This window comes from Sulfurospirillum sp. HTRB-L1, from assembly GCF_059415125.1.
In genome coordinates this window covers 24,203-37,828 of record NZ_JCAHZR010000001.1, presented here as the reverse complement: position 1 = coordinate 37,828, position 13,626 = coordinate 24,203, and the positions used below count along the sequence as shown (strand labels likewise).

Here is a 13,626-nt window from a genome sequence, read left to right as displayed (position 1 = left end):
TGGCGGTTGGCAAGCTCAAAGAAGCGCGTTGATGCCCTCAATTTCGCCCTCCTCTAGGGTAAAAGAGAAGATGTCCAAATCTTCCCGCATGTGTGCGAGGGATGTTGTTCCATTGAGCGGTGTGATTCCTAGGTGGGTTAAAAACCTGTAGAAAATGACAGGGGCGGTTTTTTGGTATTTTGCACTAAGTTTTAAAACCTCTTTTGAGCCCAAAAGATGGGGGTTTGCGCTTAGTGACCAAAAACTTTGGTAAGAAATCTCGTTTTCTTTGCAAAAGGCTCTGAGCTCTTTGTCGTAAGAGGTTCCATCGTAAAATCTATTTTGCAAGACTTTTGGCTTGATGGCAGCAACCTCGTAGAGTTTTTTAAAAAGGTCGATGTCATAACAATTGCTTATCCCAATCTGCCGCACGTCCCCGTCTGCCACAAACCCCTCAAAGACCCTCCATGCTTTTTCTAGCTCACTAAAGGGAAAAATCGGAGAGTGAAGTATCAAAGAGTCCAGATAGTCTGTCTGGAGGTTTTCTTTTGAAACGGCTAGGGAGGTTTTGATCTGCTTTTCGATGGGGTCGGTGGGATTATAGGGAGTGTTGTCTGGGTCTTGGCCACCTAGGGGCGTGAATTTTGTTTGCAAAAAAAGCGCTTCTCTTGTGAGATTGTTTTGCGCAAGTGCGCGTTGTACTCCCACGCCAACAAGCTTTTCATTGTAATGTTTTGGTTGGCACGCCGTGTCTATAGCGCGAAAACCATTTTGGATAGCAAGTTCTACTAAAGTCGCGGTTTTCTCTTTTTTCCACGCTGTTCCGTAAATCATGGTTGGTTTCATCTGTTCCCCTTTTTCTAGGTAGAGCAATCATATCAGATAAATTTTCAATGGGAATAAAAAATGTGGAGTAACAACTAAAAGCGCCTAGAAATTTCAAGGCTTTACATGTAAGGCTTTTTCAATCTGATTTTGTTGTCAAGTACCAATGTGTTTTTCTCTAGCTTCCAGTGCATCGAGACAGGTGCTATGCCCGTTGGGTACAAGATGAGGATGTCGTTATTGATGGTGTAGTTACCTTTATGCGCCGCGATGACTGGGTTCATAGAACCTGCGGGGAAATTTTTCAGGATTTGGGGTGTTAGCCTAGAAGCAAAATCATAAGTGCTGTCTTTGCCCAAAACGATTTTATACACAGCTTGAGGAAGGTCATCTTGATAGCCTTCCCACGTGCCGACAAGCGAACTTAGCGTTACGTGTTGCTTGATGTTGGGCGCCTCTGTTTTTGCCCCTTTTTCAACAAGTGTTGTGCTTATGGCTTGATTGTTTTGACGGTTTGCATAATTCACCGCAGACTCTCCCGCGCCATTTTTTACATTGACATCAGCGCCGCTCTGGACAAGAAGCTTTACTAGCTTGCCGTTGCCAGTACCGCTAGCAAGCATGAGTGCCGTCTCTCCTTTGTCATTGACGATGTCTAGATTGGCACCTTTTGCAATCAACAACTCCGCTTTTTCATAAGCTTGCGCGTAATCGGAGCTTTGAGCCGCTGCGATGAGTGCTGTTCTTCCATTTCCAGCTTGAAAGTTAACATCTGCTTTATTGTCCAGCAAAGTTTTGATGATAGAGATGTAATCTTTGTGCTTAAAAGGGTCAATATTAGCCGCGGCCGCCACCAAAGGCGTTAGCAAGATATTTGAAGAAGGTCGTACATCAACAGCCGCCCCGCTTTTGATGAGAAGTTGCACCATCTCAGGGTCGGCTTGTACGGTAGCCCCCATCAAAGGAGTGTGGCCCGCGCTATCGGGGATTTCCATTTTGGCTCCCCGCTTGATAAGATACTCTGCCACATCCTTGTTTTTTGAAATGGCGGCGTTGTGGAGTGCAGTGCGTTTAGCAGAAGAAGTGGCGATGTCTATCTGCGCCCCATTGTCTAGCAAGAGTTTTATCACGCCAACCGAACGCATATGCGTTGCTACATGTAACGCCGCATCTTCTTGGGGAATATCATTTAGTTTTGGCTTGAAACTTAAGAATTTTTCGACATACCTTAGCGTACTATCCTCAGCACCAATAGCTGCCATAAGCGGCGTATGGCCTATCTTGTCTGCATGGTTGATGTCCGCGCCCTTGGCGACAAGAAAATCCAAAACATCATACTGTTTGTGTTCAATAGTCGTGGTCAATATGGAAGCACCTGCGCTATCTGCTATGTTTATCTTTGCGCCATAGGCAAAGAGGGTTTTCACTATGTCGAGATTTTCATTTTCTGAAGCGTACCACAAGGCTCTTTTGCCCCGTTTGTTTCTAGCATTAACGTCTGGTTTTTTAGGATTGTTCAAAAGGCGCGAAACCAGCTCGATTTTATCAAATCCAGCGGCGTACATCAAGGGGGTATTTCCATTGGAAAGTGGCTCATCATTTATCTTATCTCTTCCGTTGATGTCGGCACCTTTTTCTAGCAAAAGGTCAACGAGTTCTACCTGACCCTCTTGCACCGCGATAATCAACGGTGTGCGCTCCCACTCATCATAATTTCGGTCAATCGTGATACACCTTTTATCTACCGCAACGCTTGGCGCGTGAATGATGCGCGTTGCTATAGCGTAGTTTTTGCGCAGAAGTGCTTCGCACAGTGGCGTTTTTTTGTCATAAACCACATTTACATCCGCGCCACTGTTTATCAACGCATTTGCAGTATCGATTTTGTTGTTGGAGATGGCCTGAAAAAGCGCAGGGCGGTCTTTTGCTAAAAGTGGAGTCGCCGCGATATAGGCAAACACTAAAGTGGCACATAAATAAAAAAGGGGATTTCTCCTCATCTGCTTTCCTTGGAAATAAAAATATTCATTTTTTTTAAGCAAGTATAGCGAAAATGCAATCTCCCAATCGGGCCACCGCAGAAAATGAGGATTAGTATTTTAAATAACTTTTTTTGTTGTGCTTTTGTTAGAATCGTTACATGTAACTCAAGAAAAAGGAGGAGTGAGGCTACTTTTTAAAGCAAAACAGGCTTTACACGCGCAGTTTGAGTTTTCCTGTAGTGTAGTTATGTATCAAGGCTTGGATGATGTTTTGATACGAAATGCCTATGTCATTTGCCCTTTGTTTGATAAAGTCCAAATCCGACTGCTTTATGTTGATGCTAATCTGTTTTTTCTGCTTGAGATAGTCGAGCGTGTCCCCTGCCATCGCTTTTATCGCATCATTGTCAAATGCTACAGATTTCATTTCATCGTTTTCAATCATCTCTAGAAGTTCTAGCTCTTCACTGTTGTATTTCATTGTTTTCTCCATAAAGTTTATTTAGCTTTCTACTCAAAACAATGTTCTAAAAAACATCATCTCCGCTTATCATAAAAGCCTTACATGTAAAGCCTAAAAACCCCTAAGGAAAAACGCGATGAAACGTTTCTGGGTAGTCCACAACTAAAAGGTCTTTATCCACAGGAAGCACGGCTGTAAAATCCCGAAACAACCCCTCGTATCGATAAGCACTCTTGTCTTTGTCCCACGCTAGGGCTGTGTAGCGTTGAGGCACGGCTTGGACGCTCATCTGCGGAAGACGAATGTAAGCTGTTGTTATTGCTTCGGATTTTCCGACCTCTAAATTCAAGCGGCCAATGGCGAGTGTGTTTGTAAACGGCGTAGCGGATATGTCGATTTCAAAACACCCTTGCAGTTGCGGCAACGCATCGCCCTTTTCATCTTGCCAATTTCCTTCGCCATCGGTGGCTAAGAAAAGGCGGCGTGTATGGTCGGTACAAACGGTCAAATCTACACTGCGAAACCGCCAATGGGCATCGGCAGTGATTTGATAGGTAGCGTGAAAGCCAGTCGCATTTAAAATCCTCACGATAACCCCCTTGGCAATAATGCCACTGCTAGTATGGGTTATTTGCAAATGCTCTAGCCCCGGATCACTCCACGGGCGCCAAAAAGCGGTTGTTGTTTTCATGGGGTTAATCCTCCTAGCTTGCGCCACTGGAATTCCAGCATCAACAACAGCAAAACCAACTCTTGGCGCAACTGTTTTACTGATTTGTTAGCACATATAAATATTATTTAGATACTTTCTTTATGTGTGCACGATTTTTTTTCGTCGCCCAATCATAATGACTTGATAGAGCTGATACACAATAACTTCCTAGTGTAGTTGTACCCGTCCAATCAAAGTATTGTTTAGTAAAAAGTTCTTCATTGGAAAAAGTTTCTATTAAAGATAGTACATTTTGATGACTTTCTTTAATCATATTTTTGGCATTTTCAAGCTTGGTTTCTTGATGCATTTCCCAAAATTTAATATTCATCTCTCCGTATGTTTTCCATGTGTAGGGCTGGGGAAGAAAATCTGCTTTATTTCCATTTCTATTAGATTTAATCCACTTTAAAAGCAACTGGTGCCATTCGTAAAGATGAATCAATACATCTCGAAGATTTTTATCACGCCCCCAATGCGCCTCTTTCTTTTTCAAATCATCTGAAAAATCAAATTCAGTATTTAACGCCTCTTCGGGCATGGATTCAATCAATTTCCATAGTTTTTCAAAATTGGCATTTGCTTCTTCTAGCAGTTGCTCTTTATTTTGTGGTCTTGGCATTTTAGATTTTTCCTTTATTGGTACTAACACCCGCCCAAGGGACAGGCAATGCAAAATTACTGAACGTAACCATAGGAACCGTAAACACAAATGTTTGCTTGGGCTAAACTGCCACGCGTTGGCTGTTTTTTTGGAGCATTTATTAGGCTTTTTCTACCACCAAATAAGCATGCGCCTCTGGGGGTTGGTCAAACTCTAAGTGCCTGATGATACAGCCAAGCTCCATAAACAACTTTAAAAAGCCATTTAGGCCAAGAGATGAGTAATAAACTTCTGGCCCCATAAAACCACCTTTGCATGTAAGCATTTTAGGCATAAATGGGATTTGAAGTAACCTGCCTCCGCTTGATTGCTTTGTTGTAGCTTTTGATATGCCCAAATATTCATGCTGTCCATTACCGCCTTGCCAGCACCGTCCGCACTAGGATATATAGTAGCCCCCGTGAAACTGGCTTTTGCACACAATTCCAACAACCTACAACTTTGTTCTACTGGCAAGGTGATTTTTAAAAGTGGGCTATTCGGCAGAGTTGCAAATTCCTCTTCAAGGCCACGCACTTCAAATTCACCCCCTCTTAAACCATTATGAGGATGTACTGTAAATAGCCCGGATTGAGCGGAAAGATGAGGGGTAACTGAGCCCGGAATTTTCAGAATTTTAACGGTGCGATATAAATTTATTTGCTCTATATTTAAAACCCATATTGCGAGCTTTTCGCCTGCATCCCATTTCAAATGGTTTGAAAGCGCGCCACTTGCAGCGAAATAGGCGCTCACATAAGGTTGTTTCGTCCAATCTAGCAGCCTAGTTGGAACACCGTGGTGCTGCGCAAGAGCCATAACCTCAAGTAGTTTTTCATTCGGCCAAAGAGTGGGATTTTTATAAAAACTATCTTGATTGTCGAAACGTAAAGCGCTCTTTCTAAACTCAATTGAGTCATTAGGTATTCTTATTCCAATTTGATCACAAAAATCAGCAAACTCCTCAAGCAACCTAACTTCAGTAAAAATTTGCTCTTCCGCTTTTACTCCCGCGCCCCAAACTCGACCAGCTAGATTAGATGAATCGGAGCGGAGCACAGATGGTATTAGCCCCCAATTAGCATTTGCTTGCCCTCTAAAAATTAAATTGCATGGCTGGGCAATAATTTCTCTGGTTGGACTTAGCGCTTCCCACAGTTCTTCTGCCGTATTCATTTCTCTTACTGAAAATGATTTGTAGTGCATAATTTTCCTTGCTATAACGGCTAAATACACCAAGACGAAAAACGGGGACAGTTTCCACCTTTCACCTCCCTTAAACCCCAAAATCCTACCACATCCAAACTTAGGATTCATTGCCACCAGTAACACCCTTACATGCAAAGCACCCAAAAACCTTTAGGGCTTTACATGTAAGCCCTCTATCCCTTCCTCCATACATTCATTAGGGAGTACATGTATTGGAATTTGCAGAAAATGGGGACAGGCTACTTTTTAAACCAAACAGTCCTTTTTTCCACACCCTTAAACCCAAAAATCCTACCACATTCAAACTTAAGGTTTATTGCCGCCAAAACATCCTTACATGTAAAGCACCCAAAAACCTTTGGGGCTTTACATGTAAACCCCCTACCCCTTTTTCCACACACTCATTTGAGAGAGGGTGTGTTGAAATTTGCGGGCGGTTTCTTGGATGACGAAGGGGACTTCGTGACAGCCTAACAAACTCCAGTCTTTAAGGATGGTCTGGAGGTTTTCTAGGGTGTGTACTGCCCTGCCCTCGCGGTAAAATCCCCCTAGCCACGCCTCTTTTGGGGTGTAGGCTTCGTTCCACGAATAAGGCGAGACAAGCACCAAAAGGCCGTTCTCGTTGAGCCGTTCGCCGATGGATTCCAGGAAGAGTTGCGGAGTGCGTAAACGGTCGATGAGATTGCTGCACAGCACGAGGTCGTAGCCGCTAAAATGGGGCTTGAGGTTGCACGCATCCCCTTGAAAAAACCCGACTTTTTGCGCCTCTTTTTCAAAGCCAAGCTCTTGTAGGTTTATATGTACACTCGTGCGCAATTCTCCCTCGGTGGGCACGTTGTACGTTAGCGTGCCTTTTTGCTGAAGCGCCACGCCCACGCGGATGAAATTAGCCGAGAAATCTATCCCCTCCACCGCGTCAAAATGCTTGGCCAGTTCAAAGCTCGCCCGCCCTACCGAACAGCCCAAATCCAAGGCCTTTCCGCGCGCTTTGGCATAAGGCAAGAGCAACTCCACCACGTGTTTTGGGAAGTTTGCCACCCCAAAATGCTCATTTCCATAGTGCATGTCGCAGTACTGAGAAAGCAGTGCGTCGGTTTCGTAAATATTGGTGTTTAGGTGCGTGGGCGCAGGATTGGCCGAATGCACGTAGCGAAAGCCCGCGTGTTGGTAAAAATGCTTGCGAAAGGCGTACCGCGCGCTGGGCAGGGTTTCGTTGCCAAGGCTCACAAAACTCCCGCCCTTGATGAGTGCATGGCGGTCATCGAAGGTCGGTACCGTAAAGTCATCGTACCACGGGTGCGTTTTGAACCCCTCATAGGGGTAGATAGGCGTGATGCTCCACTGCCACACATTGCCCCGCACGTCGTAAAAATCCCCAAATTCATGGGCTTTAACCGACACCGCCGAGCCTTTTTTGAGCCCCACATTGGCCTCTTTAGAAAAGGCGTGCGTGAAGCGCGCTAGGGCGTAGTACTCATCTTCACTTGGCAAGCGCACCTCTTTTCCAAGGCACGCGCTTTTCCACGCACAAAACGCTTCCGCTTCGTAAAAGCTCACCTCCACAGGATGGTCAAGGGGCAGGGCAATCTCACGGCTAATCTGCCGCAACACCCACGCGCCGCCTTTGTTGCGCCAAAACTTGGGCGCTTTAGCCTTGGTAAAGCCTAGATACGCCTTGCCCTCTTGGGAAAAATACTCCCCACTTTCGTACGCACCCGTCTCCACAAACGCCTTAAATTCGCCATTGCTCACAAGGTATTGGCTGGCTTCAAAATCCACTAGCTCCACTTCATGGGTGCCAAATTCGTTATCCCACCCGTAATGCGTTGGCGCATCCCAATCCTCCCCAAGTGTAAACGCTCCACCCTTTACATGTAAGAGGTTGTTCTGCGGCGCTTCGCCCTCGCCCTCTTCCATAGGTGCTAAAAACACCCCTTCGTTAAGGTGCGCTAGGTTTAGCTCTCGAAACAGCACCGAACTTGTCTCGATGTGAATATTTTGATGCTCAATCCCCATGAGCACCGCCCACATGGGAGAATTTGGCGTGATGGGCAGGGTAAACTCCAACCGCTCAATGATGCCGCCTACCACTTCCCGCACCTGCTGGCGGTACGCGCGCACCTCTTCCACGCTGGGCCATGCGTAGTTGGCGCTGTTTAAATCATCCCAACTCATCTCATCCACCCCGATGGCAAAGATGGACTCAAAATGCTCATTGAGTCGCTCTTTCAAAAGCCCTGCTAAGAGAAATTTATTCACATAAAACGTCGCCGTGTGTCCGTAGTAAAAGAGGAGCGGGTGGCGCAAGTGATTGGGTTGTTTTAAAAAACCCTCATCGTTTTTTAGCAACCCGTACAAGGCTTCGTCGGTGTCAAAAGTGCGGTAAAAGTACTCTAAAATCTCTTGGCGTTTTTGGGCGACATCGTGGCCCTGAAGTGTAATAGACATAACCTTCCTTTTTTTGTTGGATTGTAGCGTATTTTTAAAATAAAAAGGGGTTAAGAAATGACGGTTTTATTTCCTTTTTATGCATGTTTAAGTTTTAAAAACCCTCTAACTTGGCCAATCCATGGGCCCTTGTTGGCTCCCTTGACAAAACTTTCCGTACGCTGTACCCTGTTATTTGCACTGACGCCAAAGCCAGTCAACGTTGCCCAAGGAGGGAACGATGCGACATCTATTTGGGTTACTTCTTTTTGCCACGATTGCGTTGGCTTCTTCTGTCTTACATGTAAGCATTCAAGGCGCCATTTCTCCTGCGAGTGTTGCCCACTTGCAGCATGCCTTTGCCCACGCCAACACCACTCACGCGTCTTTGATTATCGTAGAACTCGACACGCCAGGGGGACTGCTTGAATCCACAAGAGAAATGGTGCAAGAAATCACCAACGCGCCCCTTCCTGTGGTGGTCTATGTTTCGCCCAAGGGTGCGCGCGCCGCGAGTGCGGGAACGTACTTACTCTACGCTTCTCACGTAGCAGCCATGGCGCCAGGAACAAACGTTGGTGCTGCCACGCCCGTTTCTTTGGTCTCTTCAGAAGACGCGCTCCCTAGTGCTATGGAAAAAAAGGTGCTTGCCGATGCAAGCGCGTACCTTCAAAGCCTCGCCGAACTTCGCGGGCGCAACAGCGAATGGGCCCAAAAAGCCGTTAAAGACGGGGCTAGCATCTCTGCAAATACCGCTCTTGAATTAGGTGTCATCGACCTTGTTGCCGAAGATATCCCGGCTCTTTTGGTTGCTTTGCATGGCACTAGCGTTCAGCTCAATGCCACCACAACCCGCACCCTTGAAACTGCCGATGTGCTGCTTGAACGCCTTGAGCCTGATTTTAAAACCGCCTTTTTATCCATCATCTCCAACCCTACTTTTGCGTACCTACTCATGCTTTTAGCCATGTATGGCATCTTTTTTGAACTGCTAAATCCCGGTGCTATTTTGCCTGGGCTTGTCGGGCTCATCAGTGGGCTTTTAGCCTTGTACGCTTTTAACCTTTTGCCCTTTAACTATACGGGATTGGCGCTTATTGGTCTTGGTGTTGCACTGATGATTGGCGAGGTTTTTGTCACCGGTTTTGGTATTTTTGGCATTGCAGGGATTCTCGCCTTTAGCTTGGGCTCCGTGCTCCTCTTTGACGCGCAAACCCTTGGCAACAGCATCTCCATCCCTCTCATCGTTGCGGTGGCGTTGGTGTCGGTGACTTTTTTCGTCTACGTGATGCAAATGGCACTAAGTTCCCGCTCCATCAAAGCCACCACGGGCACAGAAACGCTCATCGGACAAGAAGCCAAAGTGGTCAAAATCACAGAAGATGGCTACCTGGTAGAATCCCACGGCGAGCTTTGGACGGGCAAGTCTCATGAGCCACTCACCCTGCACCAACGCGTTGAAATTACGGGCTTCAAAGGCCTCAAGCTTACGCTTAAACCCATCCATCCAAAGGAGTAAAAATGATTACTACACTTTATATTGCAATGATTGTCCTCATGATTGTTGCGGCTTCCATTCGCGTCTTACAAGAATACGAGCGCGGGGTTATGTTCACCCTTGGGCGTTTCACGGGCGTCAAAGGTCCGGGGCTTATCTTGGTCGTTCCTGTGATTCAAAAAATCCAAAAGATGGACTTGCGTACGGTAGTGTTGGATGTTCCTTCCCAAGATGTCATCTCTCACGACAACGTTTCTGTGCGGGTCAATGCGGTGGTGTACTACCGCGTCATTGACCCCGAAAAAGCAGTGATTCAGGTGGAAGATTTTAGTGCCGCTACGTCGCAACTGGCCCAAACCACTCTGCGTTCTGTATTGGGCGGCCATGAGCTAGATGAGATGCTCGCCGAACGAGAAAAGCTCAATCACGACATTCAGCAGATTTTGGACAAACAAACCGACACATGGGGGATTAAAATCTCCAATGTAGAGATTAAACACATCGACCTTGATGAGAGCATGGTTCGCGCCATCGCCAAACAAGCCGAGGCCGAACGCCAACGCCGCGCTAAAGTCATCAACTCCAAAGGCGAACTTGAAGCGAGTCAAAATCTCCTAGAAGCGGCCAACATCCTAGCCCAAAACCCCCAAGCTTTGCAGTTGCGCTACTTGCAAACCCTCAACGACATTTCTGGGGATAAAACCAACACCATCGTCTTTCCTTTTTCAAGCGACTTAGGCAAGCTACTCGTTCCTCCAAAATCCTAACATTTTCCCTTACATGTAAACCCTTTACATGTAAGGGCTATTTGGCCTTAGTAACGAACGCGTAGAGCGTGGGCAAATAGACAAGATTTAAAAAGGTTCCCCACAACAATCCAAAGCCCAACGAAACCGCCAAGGGTTGCAAGATGACCGCTTGGCCTGAGGGGAAAAAGATGAGCGTAGAGAGTCCCACAAGGGTAGTGATGGACGTTAAGACAATGGGGCGAAGGCGCAATTTAGCACGCGCCAAAAGTGCTTCAAGGGTTGTGGTCTTGCGGATAAAATCAAGCATAATAATCCCATCATTAATCACCACGCCCGCCAACCCCAAAGCGCCAATCATGGAAGGCATGGACAAATCCATCCCCATGAGTGCATGGCCTGCCACCACTCCAAGCAGGGAGAAAGGGACGACGGAGAGGATAATAAACGCCAAACGGTACGAATCAAACATCACCAAAAGCACTACAAAAATCAAAAACAACGCAATAGCACTCGCCATGCTCATTTCGCGGACAAGCTGGTCGTTTTGTTCTTTTTCTCCCCCAAATCCCACGCTCACCACACCTTCATTGGCGATGGCATCAAGGGTGGGCTTGAGGGCTTTTAACACCTCAGTAGGGGTCACATCGCTCGCCACATTGCTAAAAACCATCCACCGTTTTTTACCGTCTTTTTTAAAGACTTTTTCGTAATTTTCCACTTCAATAAACTCAACCACATCCCGCAATGCCACTTGTTTTCCCGAGTCCAAATTCAGCATAAAACCGTACAGCCGCTCTAGGGAATTGTGGTTTTTTTCCTTTAAAATTACATCCAAATAGCCCTCTTTGTCAAAGCCTTTGGCGCGGGAGGATTCTAAAAAGTATTCGCCCAAAACCCGTGCAAGGGTTCCCTCATCCACCCCCAACATCTCCCCATAAGAGGTTACTTTGAGCTTGATTTCTGGTGCGCCAAGGGCTGCATCATCGCCAATGGTATTGGTTCCTTTAATCTTCCCTAGCGCCTCTTTAATGCGCGCAATAGCCGCCTGAGCATCTTCGTCTTGCACTGCGTACACAAAAAGCTCAATAGGCATGCTCACCACGCCTGCGTTTGGCCCTTTGACTTCAAAATTTACCGTTTCATACTGTGCCATGAACGCCGCAAGTTCTTCTCGTAACTCTTCTTCAATGTCATAAGACTTGAACGTACGCTCGTAGTGCATGCTTTTAAGATCAAAAGAAAGAAGGGGTGTGATGTACTTGGAGACGATATTATCAGGCTTGGCCCGCTTCAAATCCACAAAAAGGTGAAACAAGTTATTCCCCTCTTCCCCCTCTCCCTTGGCATTCATGCGAAAGCCCGAAATCACCGTCACATTTTCAATAAAATACTTCTCCCTTAAGCGCAAAACCTCCGCCTCAAGAGCCCTAGCAATTTCATGGGTTTCTTCTAGGGTGGTTTCCACAGGAAGCTTGCAACTAATGTTCATTTGGTCGCCATCAAACTCTGGAAAGATTTTAAACTTACTCAGCGCAAATCCCCCAACAATCAACGCAGGAACCAAAATCCAAAAGGTAAACAAGGTAGTTTTGCGGTATTTGATGAGTTTACGCACAACATTGATGTAAGCCTCCATCGCCCGCGACCAGTCCACTTGCTTGTCGCGTGCTCGCAATAAATGGGAAGCGTGAATGGGCAAAAAGATGAACGATTCAACCAATGAAGCCAAGATAAGAACGCTAATGGCAATGGGAATGAGCTTGATAAATTGTCCCATCTCACCGCTCATAATCAGCATGGGCAAAAAAGCAAAAATCGTCGTAAAGGACGCGGCTAGCACCGGAGTAACGACTTCTTTAGTCCCCACAATCGCCGCTTGTTTTGGCTCCATCCCCTCTTCAATGTGACGTTGGATGTTCTCCGCCACGATAATCGCATCATCCACAATTACCCCAATGGCAATGAGCGCACCCAAAAGGGTCATCATATTGATGCTGTACCCTCCCATGTCCATGAATAAAAGTGCAATGATAAAGGAAGTAGGCACCCCAATAATCACCACCAATGAAATGCGGTGGTTGACAAGCAGGTGCATCACCAAACCAACCAAGATAAGCCCAAAAAGGATGTTGGAAACCACTGTATTGAGGCGGTTTTCGATGTACACGGAAGTGTCAGAAAACGTTCCAACGGTCACTTCAGGGTAGCGACTCGCCAGTTCGTTGACCCGCTCTTTGACCCGCTTTGCCAGCGCCATAGCGTTACCCTCTTCGGTTTTTGCCACGTTCACACTCAGTGAACGTCTGCCTTCAAAGGAAGAGAGGGTGTCGGTTTGGGTGTAATGCTTTTCGATGGTCGCCACCTCGCCAAGGTGCAATGTTTTTCCATCAATCCGAAGCAAGGTGCGAAGCAGTTCGTGGGGTTCTTTGCCATTATGGGTCGAAATAAACGCGTGTTTGCCGCCAGTTTCTTCTAGTTTTCCGATGGGAAAAATAGAAGAAATGCGCCCAATAGCTGTTGCTACTGAGGCGGAAGAAAGCCCATAAGCTTCGAGCTTACGTGTATCAAGGGCAATCTCAATCACGCGCTCACCCTCACCGTAAATTTGCAAGTTGGTCAGGTTTTCAATCTGAGAAAGGTCTGATTTAAATGCCTTGGCAATCTCCACCAACGCATCGATGCTAAGGGTGTCGGAGCTGATGTTGACAAGAATGAGGGGAATCGAAAAGGCAAAGAGTGTCGCGTTGGGCTCGTCCATATCAGCGGGCAAATCAGGGCGCACCCGCGCAATGCCGTCTTTAACCTTTTGAAGAACGTCGTTTTTATCGGCACTCTCTTCTAGCTCAATCACCATAGAAAAACGCCCAGAAGCGATGGTGGATTCCACGGAACGCATCCCAGAGACATTGCTAATCTCATCCTCAATCCGAGAAACCGCCATTTTATCAAGGGCATTGGGGCTAGCACCCGAATAAAACCCCGTGATGGAGATCTTATCAAGTGCTAACGGCGGAAAGATTTCTTTGGGCATGGTCATGTAAGCCACGATGCCAGATAAAATCAAAAAGAAAAAAAGGAGATAATTTAGCCTAGGACGGCCAATAAAAAATTCAATAATAAGATGCACACGCGTCCTTTA

The 13,626-nt window shown here is 46.4% G+C and carries 10 protein-coding genes; 2 read left to right on the top strand and 8 right to left on the bottom strand.

Translation table 11 applies throughout. The features are described from left to right. Positions 1-15: 15 nt before the first annotated feature. From AC5SLM_RS00165 to ovoA, 7 genes are all read right to left on the bottom strand, one after another. A complete protein-coding gene (locus AC5SLM_RS00165) occupies positions 16-825 on the bottom strand; it encodes an aldo/keto reductase family protein (protein WP_495248896.1) in 810 nt (269 codons plus the stop codon). Between the two features lie 101 nt (positions 826-926). Beyond that, positions 927-2,804 carry an ankyrin repeat domain-containing protein gene (locus tag AC5SLM_RS00160; RefSeq protein ID WP_495248895.1) on the bottom strand — a complete coding sequence of 626 codons (1,878 nt, stop codon included), beginning with the start codon at positions 2,802-2,804 and terminating at the stop codon, positions 927-929. A gap of 193 nt (positions 2,805-2,997) precedes the next feature. Next, positions 2,998-3,267 carry a hypothetical protein gene (locus tag AC5SLM_RS00155; RefSeq protein ID WP_495248894.1) on the bottom strand — a complete coding sequence of 90 codons (270 nt, stop codon included), beginning with the start codon at positions 3,265-3,267 and terminating at the stop codon, positions 2,998-3,000. A 103-nt stretch (positions 3,268-3,370) separates the two neighbouring features. After that, entirely contained in the window at positions 3,371-3,940 is a 570-nt protein-coding gene (locus tag AC5SLM_RS00150) for a putative glycolipid-binding domain-containing protein (RefSeq protein WP_495248893.1), read from the bottom strand. Positions 3,941-4,043: 103 nt separating this feature from the next. Beyond that, positions 4,044-4,583 (bottom strand): ClbS/DfsB family four-helix bundle protein, encoded by a 540-nt coding sequence (locus AC5SLM_RS00145; protein WP_495248892.1) that lies wholly within the window; start codon positions 4,581-4,583, stop codon positions 4,044-4,046. Positions 4,584-4,829: 246 nt separating this feature from the next. Next, positions 4,830-5,810, bottom strand: a complete 981-nt coding sequence (locus AC5SLM_RS00140; RefSeq protein ID WP_495248891.1) for an FRG domain-containing protein — start codon at positions 5,808-5,810, stop codon at positions 4,830-4,832. 384 nt (positions 5,811-6,194) lie between these two features. Then, a complete protein-coding gene (gene ovoA, locus AC5SLM_RS00135) occupies positions 6,195-8,261 on the bottom strand; it encodes a 5-histidylcysteine sulfoxide synthase (protein WP_495248890.1) in 2,067 nt (688 codons plus the stop codon). A gap of 220 nt (positions 8,262-8,481) precedes the next feature. Between ovoA and AC5SLM_RS00130 the strand changes: the two genes are divergently transcribed. Both AC5SLM_RS00130 and AC5SLM_RS00125 read left to right on the top strand, forming a co-directional pair. After that, positions 8,482-9,759, top strand: coding sequence for an NfeD family protein (locus AC5SLM_RS00130; RefSeq protein ID WP_495248889.1), 1,278 nt, complete (start codon positions 8,482-8,484; stop codon positions 9,757-9,759). 2 nt (positions 9,760-9,761) lie between these two features. Then, complete coding sequence (locus AC5SLM_RS00125; protein ID WP_495248888.1) at positions 9,762-10,505, top strand: slipin family protein; 744 nt, start codon at positions 9,762-9,764, stop codon at positions 10,503-10,505. A gap of 37 nt (positions 10,506-10,542) precedes the next feature. Here AC5SLM_RS00125 and AC5SLM_RS00120 read toward each other — a convergent pair whose 3' ends face one another. Further along, positions 10,543-13,614, bottom strand: coding sequence for an efflux RND transporter permease subunit (locus tag AC5SLM_RS00120; protein WP_495248887.1), 3,072 nt, complete (start codon positions 13,612-13,614; stop codon positions 10,543-10,545). Positions 13,615-13,626 lie beyond the last annotated feature (12 nt).